At 59.7% G+C, this 16,873-nt stretch carries 13 protein-coding genes and 1 pseudogene; 8 read left to right on the top strand and 6 right to left on the bottom strand.

Annotated features, from left to right (window positions below; translation table 11 throughout):
* Nucleotides 1-14 precede the first annotated feature (14 nt).
* Both PI990_RS18555 and PI990_RS18550 read left to right on the top strand, forming a co-directional pair.
* Complete coding sequence (locus PI990_RS18555) at nt 15-902, top strand: AraC family transcriptional regulator (RefSeq protein WP_271658046.1); 888 nt, start codon at nt 15-17, stop codon at nt 900-902.
* A 142-nt stretch (nt 903-1,044) separates the two neighbouring features.
* Entirely contained in the window at nt 1,045-1,977 is a 933-nt protein-coding gene (locus PI990_RS18550) for a hypothetical protein (RefSeq protein ID WP_271658045.1), read from the top strand.
* 75 nt (nt 1,978-2,052) lie between these two features.
* Here PI990_RS18550 and PI990_RS18545 read toward each other — a convergent pair whose 3' ends face one another.
* Nucleotides 2,053-2,304 carry a hypothetical protein gene (locus PI990_RS18545; protein ID WP_271658044.1) on the bottom strand — a complete coding sequence of 84 codons (252 nt, stop codon included), beginning with the start codon at nt 2,302-2,304 and terminating at the stop codon, nt 2,053-2,055.
* Nucleotides 2,301-2,768 (bottom strand): BRO-N domain-containing protein, encoded by a 468-nt coding sequence (locus PI990_RS18540; protein ID WP_271658043.1) that lies wholly within the window; start codon nt 2,766-2,768, stop codon nt 2,301-2,303. Before PI990_RS18540 ends, PI990_RS18545 begins: the two co-directional genes overlap by 4 nt.
* Before the next feature lie 541 nt (nt 2,769-3,309).
* Between PI990_RS18540 and PI990_RS18535 the strand changes: the two genes are divergently transcribed.
* Together PI990_RS18535 and PI990_RS18530 are read left to right on the top strand one after the other, a co-directional pair.
* Entirely contained in the window at nt 3,310-3,732 is a 423-nt protein-coding gene (locus PI990_RS18535) for a GNAT family N-acetyltransferase (RefSeq protein ID WP_271658042.1), read from the top strand.
* An 80-nt stretch (nt 3,733-3,812) separates the two neighbouring features.
* Nucleotides 3,813-4,223: a hypothetical protein gene (locus tag PI990_RS18530; RefSeq protein ID WP_148304219.1), complete on the top strand. Its 411-nt coding sequence runs from the start codon at nt 3,813-3,815 to the stop codon at nt 4,221-4,223.
* A gap of 4 nt (nt 4,224-4,227) precedes the next feature.
* Here the strand turns inward: PI990_RS18530 and PI990_RS18525 are convergent, their stop codons facing one another.
* Nucleotides 4,228-4,689 carry a MaoC family dehydratase gene (locus PI990_RS18525; protein ID WP_271658041.1) on the bottom strand — a complete coding sequence of 154 codons (462 nt, stop codon included), beginning with the start codon at nt 4,687-4,689 and terminating at the stop codon, nt 4,228-4,230.
* A gap of 357 nt (nt 4,690-5,046) precedes the next feature.
* On the opposite strand from PI990_RS18525, the gene PI990_RS18520 reads away from it, so the two are divergent.
* The 4 genes from PI990_RS18520 (at nt 5,047) to PI990_RS18505 (ending at nt 14,390) form a co-directional block, all read left to right on the top strand.
* Nucleotides 5,047-5,310, top strand: coding sequence for a hypothetical protein (locus PI990_RS18520; protein ID WP_271658040.1), 264 nt, complete (start codon nt 5,047-5,049; stop codon nt 5,308-5,310).
* Nucleotides 5,303-6,130 carry a hypothetical protein gene (locus PI990_RS18515; protein ID WP_271658039.1) on the top strand — a complete coding sequence of 276 codons (828 nt, stop codon included), beginning with the start codon at nt 5,303-5,305 and terminating at the stop codon, nt 6,128-6,130. The genes PI990_RS18520 and PI990_RS18515 overlap by 8 nt, the downstream gene beginning before the upstream one ends.
* A complete protein-coding gene (locus PI990_RS18510; protein ID WP_271658038.1) occupies nt 6,130-6,579 on the top strand; it encodes a hypothetical protein in 450 nt (149 codons plus the stop codon). Before PI990_RS18515 ends, PI990_RS18510 begins: the two co-directional genes overlap by 1 nt.
* 134 nt (nt 6,580-6,713) lie before the next feature.
* A complete protein-coding gene (locus PI990_RS18505) occupies nt 6,714-14,390 on the top strand; it encodes a calcium-binding protein (protein WP_271658037.1) in 7,677 nt (2,558 codons plus the stop codon).
* Between the two features lie 168 nt (nt 14,391-14,558).
* On the opposite strand, the pseudogene PI990_RS18500 reads toward PI990_RS18505, so the two are convergent.
* From PI990_RS18500 to PI990_RS18490, 3 genes and pseudogenes are all read right to left on the bottom strand, one after another.
* Nucleotides 14,559-14,881: pseudogene (locus PI990_RS18500) on the bottom strand (hypothetical protein).
* Nucleotides 14,882-14,958: 77 nt separating this feature from the next.
* Complete coding sequence (locus tag PI990_RS18495) at nt 14,959-15,984, bottom strand: fumarylacetoacetate hydrolase family protein (protein ID WP_271658036.1); 1,026 nt, start codon at nt 15,982-15,984, stop codon at nt 14,959-14,961.
* Between the two features lie 34 nt (nt 15,985-16,018).
* A complete protein-coding gene (locus tag PI990_RS18490) occupies nt 16,019-16,816 on the bottom strand; it encodes a cyclase family protein (protein WP_271658035.1) in 798 nt (265 codons plus the stop codon).
* Between the last annotated feature and the right edge of the window lie 57 nt (nt 16,817-16,873).

Raw genomic sequence — 16,873 nt, 5'->3', positions numbered from 1 at the left:
ATTCACTGGAAAACTTGACCATTCTTCCGGAAATGCAACTGGAGGGCCTCGCCACCGGGGACCTGCTCTCCCTGGTGCTGGCGCAGATCCGCCTGACCGGCGACCGCGTCTATTCCGCCGCGCCGGGCAGCGGGGAACGCCTGCTGCTGGACAGCAACAGCGCCCACATCTGCGTGCTGCAGCAGGGGCGCCTGCACATCCGCTGCACCAGCCAGCCGGCGGTGACGGTGGAACAGGGCGACATCCTCCTGCTGCCCCACGACCCGTCGGGGTTGAGCATCACCGCAATCGACGGGCCTACCACCGTGGTCATCTGCCGCTTCTGGTTCGACGCCGGCAGCTTCCAGGCCATGCTCTTCGCCCTGCCGTGGCTGATCCACATCCGCCAGATGGACGCGGCGGCCTGGTCCGAGGGGCTGATGCACTTCATGCTGCTGGAAGCCCATGACGTCCAGCCCGGCGGCGCCTTGATGATCTCGCGCCTGATCGACCTCACCGTCATCCGCATCCTGCGCACCTGGGTGCAGCAGGGCGCCGCCTCCGGCTGGCTGGGCGGCCTCGCCGACGCGCGCATCGCCCGGGTGCTGCGGGCCATTCACGAGCAGCCCGGGCAGCAATGGCGCATCGACGCCCTAGCCGAGCTGGCCGGCATGTCGCGCTCCAGCTTCTGCGAGCGCTTCAGTGCACTGGTGGGGCGTTCGCCCTTGCGCTACCAGAACGAATGGCGGCTGACCCTGGCGAAAACCATGCTGGCCCGGCACGACAGCCGCATCGGCGAGATCGGTTTCGCCATCGGCTACGAATCCGAAGCCGCCTTCAGCCGCGCCTATAAAGCCTTCTTCGGTCGCTCGCCGCGGGATGACCTGAATGCGCGGGGTGGGGCGGAGGGGAAGGGCGCCTAGCCGCTCGGCAGCCCGTGAACTGCATCTGGGTGTGAGGCAACGCACAGCGATGCAAACAGGCCGCCTCTTCATCGCGCCGTCGCTGCACTATCGGTGCCTCCAGGGGCGAAAGCTTCGCCAGCCATCAAAGGAATCCATTCACGTGAGTGACGCCCGCCAGCAAACCCTCGAAGAGCGCAAGGCGCTCTGGGCCGATATCAAGTTCCGGCTGCAATACGCCAAGCAGCCGGTGGCCCTGAAAGCCTTTGAGGCTTATTTCCTGAAGGGCAAGGAGCCCAATCTGCACCCCATGCGGAATGACCCCATTCCCTTGGTCTACCGCCTGTGGCTGGCGCCTGACCAAAGCATCGAAGGCTGGGTGGCGATCACCGAGCGGCTGCTCGCCGGCCCCGAAGCCTGGAAAACCACCGTGAGCATCGAGCCCACGGGCGATGGCGAGTCCTGGCGGGAACTGAACAATGGGCACGCCTGGGGCTGGCATATCGATAGAAGCCTGGCGGACTCCTATAAGGTCCTGGTGCAGCACGCCGGGGCCCGTCATTACGACGGTAGCCAGCCGTATGAGGGGTCAGACGTGGTGCCGCCATTGGGATTCATGGGCGGCATCGAGAAGAAGCTTTACCACTTCCTCAACGGGCAGACCCCGGGCAGCGAGCACCTGCTCTACAACGGCAAGAAGCTGTTCGAGCCCAGTTCATACTTCGGCCATATCTACTACTACGAAACCTGCCTGTGGCTGGACGGCACCAAACCGACCAACACCTACTGCCTCTACAACTACCTGGGCGCCCACTGGGTGCGTTCGATGACGGCTGGCTACATGCGTGAGATTGAAGAAAGCCAGGGGATCCAGGCCTATCTGAACTGCTTCCTGCCGCTGGTCGCGCGCTACCCGCAAACCGGCGTGGACCCCGAGCGGGCAGCCTACTGCCAGGAAGTGCGCCAGCTGCTGGACGAGGGGCCCCTGCTGGAGCCGCTGCAGACGATGTGGAACCAGGCAAAAGCCAGCCAGGCGCGCATCGACCTGAATGCCTGGATGCAGGAGGAGCCGTTCTTCATCGGTGAGTTCCTGTAGGGGCGATTTCAATCGCCCAAGGGCAACGCAGTTGCCCCAAAGGCCCCTCCCAGTTCCGAGAGGGGCCAGCCCAAATCAGTCTCTAAAGAGCGGCAGCTTCTCCAGCTTCATCAACTGCCAGAAATCCTGCTGGTTGCTCTGGCACAGGTCCACCATCACATCCATCAGCGCGCCCTCGCGGACGTCGTTCAGAAAGGGCCCGGGGATGCCCTCGCGGCGGCCCGCATTGTCCTGGATGATCGCCGCGATCATATGCACCGCGTTCAGCCGTGAGTCCAGGCGCTCCAGCAGGTCGTACAGGCGTTGCTGCTCCACATCCCTGCTCATGCCGTCACCTCCTTGTCGCTGGCCATGAACAGCGGCAAGTCCCGCCAGGCCACCCACAGCTCACCCTGCCAGCGCACCACATCCAGCCGCCGGCTCTCGTAGGTCAGTGTTTCTCGACTGGGGGCCGCATCGGGCGTGCGGTGATAGTCATGCATCGTCGGCACCAGCACTTCGTTCACCCAGCGGCCCACATCGCCGTGCTTGGGCTTGCTGAACTGGAACAGCTCCCGGTAGGCGCCGATATCGCTGATCACCACCACCTCTTCATGGAAGTCTTCGGTGTAGCTGAGGGAGAGGGTTTGTTGCTCGTGCGGCTCCAGGGCCGGGAGCAAGGGGAGGGCATCGGCCAGGCCGATCAACTGCGCGAAATCATGGGCGACGAACCAGGGCTGGTTGTCGACCATCACCGCGCGCAGGCGTTGTTGGTGGTGATAGAAAACGAGAGGGGTGAATACGTTTTTCATGGCAAAGCTCCTGATGAGTGAGGAAGCTGCCACCGTTCGCTGTCAGTCAAAGGGTGGCAGACCGCGCAGGGTTGACAGACCGGCATCAGGAACCGGCAGACCCGAGGGTCTCCCCGCGCGATCTGCCATAGAGCAGTGCAGTTGAAAACTGCATGCGAGCAAAGGCCTGCAAGAAACATTCGCCGTTTCTCGCATGCACCTTGCGGCGCAATCGCGCCTGATGACGGGCTGTCAAACCCGGCCACGGGATTTACCGTGGCCGGGGCAGGATAGGGAGGCGGGCGCGGGAGGGCAAGGGGGCAGCCGGTTCGATACATGGCGGCGAGGCAGGAGGGGCGGAGCACCGGTTCCTCGCCCGCTCCAATGTCCGCAGCTACCTGCTCCTGATACTTCGCGGATCGATTCACCATCCCAGGGCAAGCCCTGTACAGTCAGCGAGCGGCTTCTTAGCCTCCGGGCTGAAGAGCTTCTGTCCATGGCGGGGCCATCTGGCTTACCAGCCAACGGCTCGACTACCTCGAACTCAACCAGGGTGACTCGATTGACTGACTATTCCTGCCTGCTGGAGACGCCTTCCGTCCAGGTCTACCAGGCGCTGCGCACGGGCTCCGGCCTCAGCGGCAAGACCGATGAAGCCGCGGTGCGGGGGCTGCCCAATACGCTATTCGCCGTGCAGATTCTCCACCAGTCGCAACCTGTGGGAATGGGGCGGGTGATCGGCGACGGCGGGTGCTTCTTTCAGGTCGTGGACATCGCCGTGCTCAAGGCGCACCAAGGCAAGGGCCTGGGCAAACGCATCATGGGCGAGATCCTCAAGTACATCGAAGCCCATGTTCCGGAAAGCGGCTACGTCAGCCTTATTGCGGATGGCCAGGCACAGGACCTCTACGCGCAGTTCGGCTTCGTGCATACCGCGCCGCGCTCGGTGGGGATGGCGTATAGGCGACCAGGGGAGGGGGCTTGATCGGTAGCTCGAAAGAGCCCCTCAAGCCGAGTTACATTCACGCCCTTCAGCTAAAGAAGGGCGTCCCGATGCACGTTCCGATGATCAATCTACTTAACGAGGTGCTGCGCTCGAGCGCCTTTCGGCTTCTGGCCGCCGTATTGCTGGCCAGCGGCATGGGCACTGCCGGGTTGGCTCTCGCGGCGACTCCGGCCCCCGTTGCTGAAAGCACCTACCTCGACTATTCCGAGGCTGATCAGCCCGAACTCTATGCGCTGTGGGGGAAGGAAGGCATAGAGCGCATCAAGGTGATGGAGCGCAAGGCCGTTGCCCATGTCGCCTTGTCGCCCGCCTGCAATCGCATCATCACCGTCGAACCCAAGAGCGCGAAAAGCACCCCGCCCACGGTGGTGGTGGTTTCGGTCGTCTGCGACAACGGCAACAGGTTCTACGTAGGGGAGAGTGAACTGAGGAAGGCGCCGGGCGAGCTGACCTACGAGAAGCTCTTCTAGCGGCTCAGCTTTCCTTCCTGAAGCACAGCACCTTGGTGACCATGCGTTGCAGCACCTGCTGGTCCTGATTCGAGGTGATGCATTCGAGGATGACCATGCCCCGGTCTGCCTTGGAGCGGGAAGGAATGATCTCGATGATCGTGCTGGTGACCTTGAGCACGTCGCCGGGGCGGGTGGGCTGGGGCCAGGACACCTCCGCGCCGGCGCCGATCACGCCCTTGGCGAAGTGCATGCTCTTGACGATGAGGCGCATGGTGAGAGCTGTGGTGTGCCAGCCACTCGCGGCCAGGCCCTGGAAGAAGCTGCCTTGCGCCGCGTCGGCATCCAGGTGGAAAGGCTGCGGGTCGAACTGAGAGGCGAACTGGACGATCTGCTCGGCATCCAGCGCATGGGTGGCGCTGGTGAACAGGTCGCCCACTGCCAGGTCGTCCAGGTAGAGCGGTTCGGGGCTGTTCGCTGCGTCCATCGTCGTGTCCTCGGTTCAGTGGCGTTCAACGGTGCGTCTTCAACCGATGGATGATGCAGGGGTTTGGCTTTCGTTGTCTGCATGTCGGTGCCTTCACTACTCAACGGCTGATGAATACCTGTCTGGCGCCTATGCGGACTCGCAGCTCATGACGCTGTGCTACAGCGACTTGGATCGACTGTCCCACCTCGCTCTCATGTCGTATGGGCGGGGCGCTAAGAGACCTGCGTCGCAAAATACCGTTGAGAGCAAAAATACGGGAAATGGCTTCCTTGTCATGCCACCAAGTGGCTACTAGATTGAGCGACTGATCGCTGTGCGCCCTCCGCGCGCACGGATTCAAGCAAAGGAATGCTGATGTCAGACGACCGCCAGGAAGGCGATGCCGCCTCGGCCGCGAATGCCGATTTTGCCTGTCTGGCCAAGCAGGTGCGTCTCTACAGACCTCTTGCCTTCCCCAAGCTGCTTGCGCACGAATTCGCTCTACAACGCGAAACCCTTATCCAATCGAAAATCCCTTATGCGGCTAGGCAATTCGCCCGGAAGACGACGCCTGCTTGCCGCAAACAGATGCGCTTGCGCCATAACCCGTTAAAGGGATCAAGGATATTCCATGCATGATCTTTCAGATCAGAGAAGTTTCTTCGCTCACTATTCGAGATGCGTATTTATTGGGGTTGCAGTCTTGGTCGGTGCGGTATTGCTTTCTGCGTGTGGGAATGGTGGCCGAAATTATATTTCCCCCGAAGAGAAAAAGTGCATTGAGTACACCAAGAAGGCGATTGCAGTACGCGGAGAGGACTATTCACGCTATACGGATAAGGCACTAGATGATGGCGAGCCAGTATGGGTTGCAGGAAGGCGCTTTGATTTCGGCTATGTGAGGCCCGAGTCAGGAGGTTATAAGTCAACTTTTCGAAATTCAGATGTATGGGTGCATAATGGGAAGTTTCAACCGGGCGTAACGCTGATTTACAGGGAGAGCGTTGTGCATATGAAGGAGCGTATGCCTGGTGTAATTTTATCCAATATAGATCCGGGCAATCCAAGAATTATTATAAAGATGGATTGCAGGGTGGGTGTTGCTCCCTTTCCTGAAAGATACTTGTCATTTGATCGCGTTTTCAGTCAACTGATGGGCGGGCCTTCAACGTATTCCCTCTCTCTTAATAAAGAGCTTGGTTTTTATCAGGCTTTGGGTCAGGGGAGTCATGCATTTGATTATTTTTATATGCATCGCAATGGCGCGGTGGATATGAGCTTTCCCGCAATTTCCTGCGGTAAAAGCATATCGGCTGGGATTTGTTCTGCAAAAATCACTGCTTGGAACAATATCGTGTTGCTCTACCGCTTTCCGAGAAGGCAGTTGAGTGATTTTACGAGGATTTACCAAGCGACTAAAGGGAATATCGACGCTGCATTGGCGAAAGGAGAAGGATGATGAATGCGGTTATGACGGCGGAGCAACTCCAAGAATTTTATCGAATGGCCGATGAGGCCTTGGTCAAGGCAAGCAACGACGCTACGGCCCAAGGTGCTTATGTAGAACTATACGGTTATCTGATTGAGTGCTTCGCTCCCAGCGTAGCCACGATTTTGAGTCTACCTACACCTCCCGGTAACTCTCTTATTAATGGGCCAGTCGCGATTGCGCTCACGACTGCAATTGCGGCTTTGGATGATGGCATTAAGGAGAGTGTGATATGGCTAATTGGGGCATCCGGGGTCAATGCGAGTGAAGGGGTGTTCTCAAATGTCATTCGTGAGTACAACGTTTACCAAGTCGCTATGCGTTATGGCACAGATACTGACTCCACGGCGCTAAGTTCGTTAGTTCAGAAGGCCTCCAATGCGGTGGGGGCGTTAGTGGTTGATCAGATAAAAAACTAGATGGGGTGCTGCCAACGATCAAACAAATTGGCGAGAGTGATCTTGTTGGGGTTCGAGACACGCTTTTTACTAGTAACGGTGACAATTTAGACGGTGGTGAGTTGTATCTTAATCAAGCATGGCCTGGCATTGTTATGCTTAATAAGTTGGGAGAGACGGCTTTTGTTGATAGATTGCTTCAGGTGGGCGAAAGCGACCAGACAGAATATGTTGATACGGTTGGTGATCTCAAAAATATGCTGTTCTCTTGGGCTGCTTTCGAAGCGGCTTATTGGGATACGTTTAAGGTCGTCTGGAAAGCCACCCTGGCTGATATAGCGGTCAGCGCCAATATCATGAGTCTCTCGGATATAGGGGATATCCCTCCCAGTCAGCTATATTTGAATTTGATCGAGCCTACAGGGTCTGCCGCGAAGAAATATTTGAATGAGATAGTTACGCTTGGCTCTGACAAAGTCCTAAACATGCTGATGAGCAGCTTTCAGGGGCGGGTTGTCACGGAAGTAACTCCCGATAATTTCATTCAGAAGGCGTATGAATTCTTCAATGATCCGGCAATTGGGGATGAGAGAGTCAAGAGCCTGAATTGGTTGGACGGAAATGCTAGTGAGTGGGTCGAGGCTGCTAAGAATAATAACTTGCAGGGGCTCGCTTATCGTAGTGCGCTTGCTGGCCTGAGCGTATTCGTGGTTGATCCGCTCACATCGATAGGGCTGGGTCTGTATGACGCCGAAACAGGCGCAGGAACGCTGACAAACGAGTGGATTTCCGACCGTGCTCAAATGCTGTCATGGCTTCGAGTGGATTGGGCGTTGAGTGACGACCAGCAAGTTACAGATCGGTTGGCACAGGAGGGCTATCACTATCGAGATATCTCATCTGGCCAAGAGGTTATGGTTCTGCCCGATCCTAGAACAGCATTCAGCCCTAAGGTACATAGAGTCTGGTTTGGCGGTGACAACGGCGATGAGCTTGTCGGGGAAGCCGGAAATGACAGGTTCTACGGTGGCGCCGGCGCAGACACGCTGAAAGGCGAGCGGGGGAGCGACTATCTCGAAGGCGGCGCGGGTGACGACAAGCTGTATGGCGGACGTGAGGCGGACGTACTTCTGGGCATGGCGGATAACGACGCCCTGGAAGGGGGGGGAGGCGACGACACCTTATATGGTGGACGGGGCAATGACGTGCTCGACGGCGGCTCCGGCAACGACCTGCTTGTCGGCGGGGAGGGCTTGGATACCTATGTCATAGATGGCTCTGCGGGAAGCGACATCATTGTCGACGATGGTGGCGTGCTCAAGTACAACGGCGCCGTGCTGCACGGCGGAAAGGCCGTTCACCCTGGTGCCCAGACGTGGCAGGAAGGCTCCATCAGATACACCCTGGTGGACCTGGGTGACGTCAAGAACCTCATCATTACAGTCGGCGCCAGCACGGTGACCATTCAGGACTGGCGACCCGGGCGTTTTGGCATTGCGCTGGAGGGCGCCGAGCAAACATCGCCGGGAACGACGGATCGCGTCATCGTCGGTGACAAGGAAGCGGTGGATTTTGATCCGTTCACCGACGGCGTTCAGACCCGAATCGACGATCTCGGCAACATCATTACCAACCCTGCTGTCGACGAAGCCAATCGCGAAGACTGGCTTCGCGATGGTGTCGGTAACGACGAGATATATACCAAAGGCGGGGACGACGAAGTCGAGGCCACCCGCGGCGGAGACAACCTGATCGATGGTGGGAGTGGATCGGACCGCGTGTTGGCGGGGAGCGGAAACGATACGTTGATCGGTGGCACGGGAAGCGACCGATTGGGCGCAGGTCAAGGTAGTGACCGGATATTCGCCGAAGAGCAGATGACCGATGCGGAGATCATCGCCGCGAACCAGGCCCAGAACGCCATAGCCGAGAGAGGCGATCTGCTGGGCGGCGGCGGCGGCGACGACCTTCTTGTGGGCGATCGGAGAAATGACCTTCTTTATGGTGGCTCAGGAAGCGACACGCTCTGGGGTGGTGCCGGGGATGATGTCTTTTATGGCGACGTCGATTTGTTGGGGGCTTCAAAGGATTGGGAGGTCCAACGGGTCGTTCAAGTCAGGGGCGATATCACGGAGTATTTCACCCCCGTAACAGGAATCTATTTCGAGCTGGAAGCAAAGACCGGGAATTACGACGATTTTATATACGGCGGTGCCGGGAATGACTGGATATTTTCCGGCTATGGCAACGACGTTGTCGAAGGCGGCCTCGGTAACGATGTGATCTTCGGCCAGGACGACAATGACTCTCTCGTGGGCGGGGACGGGAATGATGTACTAGTCGGCGATTACGGCGTGTCATCGATCGGAAACACCGGCGACGACCTGCTCGTAGGGGGAGCGGGAAATGACAAACTCTATGGAGATGGCGGCAACGACATACTGTTTGGCGGTGACGATGATGACGAGTTGTCGGGTGACAACGGACAGTCAGCCCCTTCCCTTCACGGGGACGACATCCTGGATGGCGGCCTTGGGAACGACAAACTTTACGGTGGTGGGGGCAATGACCGCCTTTTCGGTGGCGACGGGAACGACCTGCTTCAGGGGGACTACATCGAATCGGCGCTGGCCGCTGTACATCATGGCAATGACACCCTGATCGGTGGCATAGGCAATGACACGATGTATGGCGGGGCGGGGCGGGATGAGCTGTATGGAAATGAGGACGACGATCAGATCGCGGGAGATGGACTGATCGAATCGCCGCTTTCCCTTTACGAGATGAGCGATTACGTCGACGGCGGGGCTGGGAACGATACCCTGTGGGGCGATGCCGGCAACGACACGCTTATCGGCGGTATCGGCGATGACCATCTCGAGGGCGACAACTCCCTGGCTGCGGCTGAGCACCACGGTAAAGACCTGCTCGACGGTGGTGAGGGGAACGACGGGCTGCTCGGCCAGGGCGGGGACGATACTCTCGAAGGCGGTGCCGGCAATGACAGCCTGTGGGGCGGCACTGGGAACGACGTCCTGTCCGGTGGCACCGGGTACGACTACCTGTCCGGCGACGAGGGCAATGACACCTACGTATTCAATGTGGGTGATGGGCAAAAGGCCTCGGATGGCTCCGACGAATTCATCAATGACCGTGACGGCCAGAACACCCTATCGTTCGGCGCCGGCATCGACATCGGAGATATCGAGTTCTACCAGTACATGAATGGACCGGTGCGCCTGCAATACGGCGCCACGGACTTCGTGATGCTGATGGATGGCCTGACGGGTAATACGCAGACGCTCAAGTTCGCCAACGGCACTTCCTACAACATTCAGGACGTCTACACCACCTACAGTCAGGACGACCTGGATGCATTCACCAATGCCTCAAACGCAACCCTGATCGGCAGCTCCATTGCCAACACGATCACCGGGAACGGGGGCGGAAGCACATTCCGCGGCGGGAGGGGCAACGACACTCTCGTTGGTACGGGCGGCGGGAACATCTACCGCTACAACCGTGGCGATGGCATCGACCAGATTTACGACACAGACGCCCGGTTCGGCTACAGCCTGCCAAATGACCGACCCGCTAACCGGATCAGCTTCGGCAGCGGGATCACCCGTGGCGATGTAACGCTTTCCCTAGGGGCGGCGAACACGTTGCTGGTCTCTGTGGCGGGTGATCCGCCCGGCCAGTTGGTCATCCACAACTTCGATCCCTCTGATGCGGCCGAATCGCAAGTCATCGGCTTCTTCGATTTCGCTGATGGAACCTCAGTCAGCTACCAGGACATCCTGGGTACTGGCTTCACTGAGGTCGGCAGTGGTGGCAGCGATGTCATATCCGGCAGCAACCTCAACGATCAACTGTCTGGCGGCGCTGGAAACGACACGCTTGCCGGTGGTGCAGGCAATGACCGGCTGCTCGGCGAGGCGGGTGAGGACTCCCTACGTGGCGATGCGGGCAACGACACACTGATCGGCGGCGCCGGCGCGGATACGTTGAATGGCGGCGAAGGTGCCGATACTTACCTCTATGCGTTGGGCGATGGCTCGGACACGCTCGTGGAGAGTGTCGATGGCTCGGTCAACGTGCTGAAGTTCGGCGCTGGCATCGACCCTCTCGGCGTTTCCCTGATCGTGGGCAGCGAACAGAACCTGATCATCGAAATCGCCGCGACGGGCGACAGGCTCACGCTGGTCAATTGGCTGCAGGACGACAACCCGACGATCCAGCGGATCGAATTCGACAATGGCGATCTGTGGACGCCTGACGTGATTCGCCAGCGCCTTGCGATCATGACGGGGACTGCGGATAACGACACGCTCACTGCAGCCGCTGGCACCAACGCAACGCTCTACGGGCTGGATGGGCAGGACTACCTGCTTGGCAATACCGGTAATGACAGTCTGTATGGCGCAGGGGACGACGACACATTGATCGGCGGAGCTGGCAACGACTTCCTGGATGGTGGAAGTGGCGTTGATGATCTGCATGGTGATGCGGGGAATGACACCTACCTCTTTGACCGGGGGTATGGACAGGATCGTATCTACGACAATTCAGGGGCGGATGTGGTTGTGTTCGGTCAGGGGGTCCAGCGAGGGGACGTCACCTTCCAGCAGACTTCCTGGGGTGAGTTGGAAATCTACATCTCGGGAGGTAGTGACATACTGACCATCCGGGACTACTTCAACCGCAACGGCACAGGGGAGACTGGCCCTTACCTGTCCAGCATCAAGGAGTTCAGGTTCGCCGACGGCACCGTTGTCAGTGAGGCGGAAGTCCGGCAGATCGTTCTGCTGGGAACGGAGGGTAATGACTATCTGGCTGGAGGAGCCGGCGCCGACACCCTCGATGGGCTGGGCGGGAATGACGTTCTAGAAGGACGTGGAGGGGATGATTTCCTGAACGGCGGCGCCGGTAATGACAACATCAACGGCGGGGCCGGCAACGACACCCTGATCGGGGGGCAAGGCTTCGATTACATACAGGGAGGCACCGGCGTGGACTGGGTCGATCCCGGGGCGGGCAACGACACCATCTACCTGACGCCACAGTCCACCCTGGTCTTCGGTGCCGGTTACGGAGAGGACAAAACCACCTTGTCCAGGGTGAATATCACAGACGGCTCCGTCGTCGGTGACTGGCGATATATCCGCTCTGTCGACGACCTGCTGATCGTCAGCAACACGAATTACAACGATCGCTTGCGAATCGACAAGTTCTTCTCCACCAACGCCCAGGACGTCCAGACGAGGACCGATTATTTCTCCCTGAATTTCTCTGATGGAACGGTGATCAGGGACATCCCGTTGTCGCAGATGAGCGGCGTCTGCCTCGACCTTCGCATGGACACCTACTATCTCTCGGCGGCGTACTACACTAGCACCGCCTACAGTCCGAATGCCGACACCATTGGCCAGTACGGGTCTTATGCTTCGGGTGGCTACTTCGTCGGAGGCAGCCATATCGGCAACGACATTCTTTATGGCTCGCACCTGGATGACACCATCAATGGTCGCGATGGCGACGATGTGCTGTATGGCATGGCAGGACGCGATGCCTTTTACGGAGAGAACGGTAACGATACGCTCGTAGGTGGGCAGGGTGACGATCGCTACAACCTGAGCGGATCGGGTAACAAGACGATCATCATCAATGCCGGCGATGGCAATGATGTCTTGAATGCCACGGGGTCTCAGGTGCTTGTCCGTCTCGATGACTTCAAGGCCGATGAGCTGGCGTTCCGGCGCTCATCGCGAGACCTGTTCATCGACTTCCTGAACGATGGCGGGAGTCTCAAGGTCCAGTCGTTCATGGACTTTTCGATGGAGCTGTCCAGCTACTACTCGACCTTGATGGTACGGGCGGCCGATGGCGTATTCCTCGACGCTGCCGCATTGAGGGCGCGGCTGATCGAGTCCAACCACGCACCCACCGTCGGGCGCATCGACCTGTCCGTGCCTACGGGCGCCGCTAGCCTGATCAGCCTGAACGACTTCATGGGGAGCGTGACCGACCAGGAGTCCGACGCCACCTATGTCTCGGAGGTGATTTCCACCGTCGGCGGCCATGCCTTCTATTCGCCCGACCTGAGCGGTGTCGTCTTCATCCCCGAGGAAGGGTTCATCGGCCAGGCGTCGTTCGTGTTCACCGTCACCGATGGCCTGGCGACCTCTCAGGGTACCGCTCATATAGAGGTCATGCCGTCACTGAAAGTGAACAAGGGCAGCGCGTTGACCTTGAGTTCGGCAGTGCTACTGGCGAGTGATGCCGACGGTTCCAACGATGGTGAAACGATCCTCGACGCGTGGATAGAAGACGACAGCACGGGCGTCCTCACCTTCAACCCGCAGACAGGCGCCGTCACCATTACGCCGAGCGCGGGGTTCTCGGGCATCACCTCGATCGCCTACGTCACCGCTTCGGGGACCTACTTCAGCTTCGTCGTCGTGGAAGACGCCGCGAACCAGACCCGCTCGGGAACCAGTTCGGCCGACTTCATCGAAGGGGGCCGTGGTAACGACACGTTGAACGGCTCCGGTGGCGCCGATGCCCTGGTGGGTGGGCAGGGCAACGACCGTCTCAACGGTGGCTCCGGTGCCGACCTGATGTTCGGTGGTTCGGGCGACGACACCTATGTCGTGGACAACGTCGAAGACGTGGTCATGGAGTCGGCGAACAGCGGCGTGGATACCATCGAAAGCTCGATCTCCCTCTCGCTCGCCGCGAACGTCGAGAACCTGCTGCTGACGGGCAGTGGCTCGACCAATGGGACCGGGAACGAACTGGACAATACGCTCACCGGTAACGCCGGAGCCAACCTGCTGGTCGGAGGCGCCGGCAACGACCGCCTCGATGGCAAGGCCGGCTCGGACACCATGCAGGGCGGCCTGGGCAACGACACCTATGTGGTCGAGCGCACCACCGACGTGGTGACGGAAGCGGTGGGAGAAGGGATCGACACCATCGAGTCGAGCGTCACGCTGACGCTGGGCGACAACGTGGAAAACCTCACCCTGACCGGCTCCTCAGCGCTGAGCGGGACGGGTAACGCGCTGGACAACATCCTGATCGGCAACAGCGGGGCCAACACCCTGGTGGGTGGCGCCGGCAATGACCGCCTCGATGGCGGTGCGGGGAACGACACGCTGCGCGGCGGGATCGGCGACGATACCTATGTCGTTAACGCCACCGGCGATTCGGTGACGGAGAACGCCAACGAAGGCACCGATACCATCGAGTCCAGCATCACCCTGACGCTCGGCAACAACATCGAGAACCTCACGTTGACGGGCATTGCCGCGCTGAGCGGCACGGGTAACGCGCTCAACAACGTGCTGCTGGGCAATGCCGGTGCCAACAGCCTCACGGGCGCTGCGGGCAACGATCGGCTGGATGGCCTGGCCGGCGCGGACACGCTGACCGGCGGGGTGGGCAACGACACCTACGTCCTTGGGCGAGGATACGGTGCCGATACCGTGGTGGAGAACGACGCGACGGCTGGTAATACCGACGTTGCCCAGTTCCTTGGTGGTATCGCCGCCGACCAGCTGTGGTTCCGTCGCGTTTCGGGAACCAACAACCTCGAAGTGAGCATCATCGGTACCAGCGACAAGCTCACCATGAAGGATTGGTACCTGGGCAATGCCTACCATGTTGAGCAGTTCAAAACCACGGATGGAAAAACGCTGCTGGACAGCCAGGTGCAGAATCTCGTGAATGCGATGGCGTCCTTTGCGCCTCCCGCTGCGGGTCAAACCACCTTGCCAGGCAACTACCAGTCTGCCCTGGAGTCGGTGATTGCAGCTAACTGGCAGTGACCTTCTGCTGACCTGAACACAAGGCCCATCCTGGATGGGCCTTGTGCGTTAGTGAGGTACTGCTTTTTGGAAGAAGGTGGTGCTCAGTCAGCAATCGATCACTGGAGTGACTGCTCCTGGCCGAAAGCAACCATTCCAGCAACTTGAGCCTGGTTATGGGGGCACGACTCAATAGTCCGCCACTAGCAATGCGAGAGCCCGGCAGGCGGTTTCGGTTTCCGCTCGCAGGCGGTCCATGTCGCCATGGGCGGACCAGGCCACCAGCAGGCCGTCGAACAGGAGGATGAGCGTGCGGCAGCCGTTGCCGCTGGGGCGGCGCTTGCGGGTACCTGGTCCAGGGCCTGCTGCGGCAGGGTGAACAGCGATTCGTAGACGGCGTAGAAGAGCTCGTCCTTGGTACGGAACAAATGGTGCAACGAGGCGAAGGTGCAGCCCGCTGCGGCGGCGATCGTCGCGTGGTGAAAGTCATCTTCTCGCAGATACCCCGCTATTGGTCTGCATCATGGGCAGGCTCGGAGGAAATCGTCGAGCCCTGGGGCCCGACGGGGCAACGTTGAGAGCAACTGGCTCAGCCGCGATATTTCTGCAGCGCTTGACGCAGTGGCCACCGGCTGGGGAGCAGGTGCTTGGGCTCACCGAAGCGGCAGCGCAGAGTGCCGAGTCTTTCGATGCTGATACGGATGTCTGCGCCTGGGTCAAGGAAGTCGTCGTGGTCAAGACCTGTGCAGTCGGGAATGGTGCCCATGCCCATCACCGAGCCCGGCTGTAACGGACAGATCAGCCCCAGCCAAGCGAACACGTCTTCTACCGGATGGCTGATCTCGCGGGTCGAGCCCTGAAAGCGCGGTGCTCCGTCGACTGCCACATGAACGGCCAGGTCCAGCGGATTTCCGACCTCGTCTGCAGTCACCAGCCAAGGACCAAGTTGGTTACCGCTTGTCATGTCCTTGGTCAGGCAGAAGCCGCCAATGATCTCCAGGGCCTGCACGTCACGGGCCGAGATGTCATTGAATATGCAGTAGCCGGCCACCGGCTGGTGCGCATTGCCATAAACCACTGCCAGCTCCGGCTCGATGTCCAGGCGTGAGGTGTAAACCGGCCAGGGGACCTCGACGTCGTCGCCGACGATGGAGTTGAGATTACCCTTGTAGTAAGACAATCGCTCCGGCACGCCGGGACTGGGTTTGGCGCGAGGGGCCAACAGCATTTTGCGGAAGGCCGCGAGCAGAGGGCCGGTATCGGGGTTGTCCTTTTCGTAATGGACCAGTGTGTCGCCCGAGTTGCTCAGGTGACGTGGGGTCAGTCCCAAGTCGAATAGCGCCCTGACCTCGATGGGCGCGTGCAGACGCACACTATTCAATCGCGGCTTTTCTGCTGCACTGAAGCTTTCTAGATGGGCTTCGGCCCAGGCCTGCAGTTCACGTGCGAGCAGCTCGCTTTGCGGCAATGCGGCTAGGTAAGCGTCACTGCTATCGAGGCAGGTATGACGGCGGCCACTGCTTGCCTGCAGGCTGGCAAATGAGATGGCGTGTTCGCCGATCACCAGGCCGAATTCGGGGGCGGTTTCACCGCGGGCAAAACGAATGAGCTTCATATGATCTCTCCGTTGAGTCGAGGGATGATCGAGCTCAGTCGACGAAGGCGACAACGCGAGCAGGAGCAGCGCTGCAGTGGGCCAGCTTGATCGGGAAGAAGCCGACCATGAATCCACTCAGGGGCAAGGCGCCGAGGTTGGTCATCTGCTGCACGATAAAGGCTTCGCGTTGAACGATGGCCTTGTGGCCATCCCAGAGTACGGTCTGGTCTTTGGTTTCCTGATACTTGCGCGCCATGATGCCGAACGGCAGATCCCAGCCCAGCGCGTCAGTACCGAGAATGGTGGCGCCCTGACTTGTCAGGTGCAGGGTTGCTTCGCGTGTCATGCCGGGCTGCTGATAGAACTCAGGATCAGTCATGCCGTAGCGCTCCTGACCCGTACGGATCAGCACGGCATCACCTTGTTTGATTTTCTGGCCGGTAGCATGCATCGCAGCGTCTAGCATCTCGATTGTGATGGGCTCGCCGAGTTTCGCCCACGGTCGAACGTCGAGCACCAGGCCGGGTCGGTAGAGCTCTTCCAGGTCGATGTCGGTGATAGTCCGAGCAGGCGCGCCTTCGATCTGAGAGGCGCTGTGAAGAGGTGCGTCGACGTGTGTGCCGCAATGGGATGACATGTCGCTGAGCATCTCTGCGCCCCAACCCTCTCCGCCAGGTAGTTCGTCGTGGGTGCAGCCGAGATAGCGGCAGAAATCATCGGCGCCCTTGGTGGCTGGATGGAGGTACTCGATCAGCGGGGCCACCACAGGCGCTGCGCCTGCCAGTGGAGGCGGTAGCTTGGCGCGGTTGTCTGGGTCCAGCGTCTGGGTCAGATCAATCAATCGGGGCATGGTCTATCTCCTGGGATGGGGCGGCGGCAGGCCAGTAGACTGGGCGCCGCTGGCGTT

The organism is Pseudomonas sp. TUM22785, assembly GCF_028198105.1.
Lineage (GTDB): Bacteria > Pseudomonadota > Gammaproteobacteria > Pseudomonadales > Pseudomonadaceae > Metapseudomonas > Metapseudomonas solani.
Note: the sequence above shows the minus strand (reverse complement) of the source record. Positions and strands in the feature narration are given on the sequence as shown.

Coding starts and splice junctions, on each gene's coding strand:
- PI990_RS18545 (WP_271658044.1), bottom strand. CDS start 2,304: ATGAGCAGGGATGTGGAGCAGCAACGCCTGTACGACCTGCTGGAGCGC.
- PI990_RS18540 (WP_271658043.1), bottom strand. CDS start 2,768: ATGAAAAACGTATTCACCCCTCTCGTTTTCTATCACCACCAACAACGC.
- PI990_RS18530 (WP_148304219.1), top strand. CDS start 3,813: ATGATCAATCTACTTAACGAGGTGCTGCGCTCGAGCGCCTTTCGGCTT.
- PI990_RS18525 (WP_271658041.1), bottom strand. CDS start 4,689: ATGGACGCAGCGAACAGCCCCGAACCGCTCTACCTGGACGACCTGGCA.
- PI990_RS18520 (WP_271658040.1), top strand. CDS start 5,047: ATGTCAGACGACCGCCAGGAAGGCGATGCCGCCTCGGCCGCGAATGCC.
- PI990_RS18515 (WP_271658039.1), top strand. CDS start 5,303: ATGCATGATCTTTCAGATCAGAGAAGTTTCTTCGCTCACTATTCGAGA.
- PI990_RS18510 (WP_271658038.1), top strand. CDS start 6,130: ATGAATGCGGTTATGACGGCGGAGCAACTCCAAGAATTTTATCGAATG.
- PI990_RS18505 (WP_271658037.1), top strand. CDS start 6,714: ATGCTTAATAAGTTGGGAGAGACGGCTTTTGTTGATAGATTGCTTCAG.
- PI990_RS18495 (WP_271658036.1), bottom strand. CDS start 15,984: ATGAAGCTCATTCGTTTTGCCCGCGGTGAAACCGCCCCCGAATTCGGC.
- PI990_RS18490 (WP_271658035.1), bottom strand. CDS start 16,816: ATGCCCCGATTGATTGATCTGACCCAGACGCTGGACCCAGACAACCGC.